The following is a 625-nucleotide window of genomic DNA, read 5'->3' on the forward strand; positions in this document are numbered from 1 at the left end:
TTCAGCAAATTGACTATTCCCGTGGTGAGCTGAGAGAAATTGAGGATAAGGTGAATGATCACAGCAACAGGTTGCAAAGGTTGCTGGAAGACATTGATGAACCAAAAGAAGGCAGGATCTACAGGGATGAACACAAAAACCTTTTAAATGAAGTAATGCGTTTTTCAAGAGAATACAAACGCCTGAAAAAAGACATTTTTGAAGCTGTAACCAAAGCTTTAAAGCAACAAAAACAAAAGAGGCTTCTGCCTAAAGAATAGTAATTTTAGGAACCTAATGTACTGCGCAACACCTGCAAATAATTTGCAGGTGTTTTTTGTGAGTGCCCAGGTCATCTCCATTTTTTTTACATTTTCATTGTTGTCCGATTAAAAAAGGATAAATCCATGAAAACCCTTGCTAATGCCGGTCAAAGACATTCTCCAACGATTTGAGGGGGTGGTTTTCCTTTTTATGAAATTATATTAATTTCCAATAGGAAGTAATTTTTTACAATATTGTCTTTCAGAGCTTTATATAGAAGTCTTGGCTCTAGACTCTAGAAGCGGAGCGGTCCAGATTCTTTTATCGGACAACAATGATAAAAAAATTGAACTCTTCCTGCCTTTCTATTGAAAAAATTTCT

General features: G+C 36.0%; 1 pseudogene. It reads left to right on the forward strand.

Annotation, left to right across the window (positions count from 1 at the left end):
* Positions 1–260: pseudogene (locus HC175_RS16290) on the forward strand (hypothetical protein); the annotation flags it as partial.
* Positions 261–625: the final 365 nt, after the last annotated feature.

The organism is Salinimicrobium oceani, assembly GCF_012037645.1.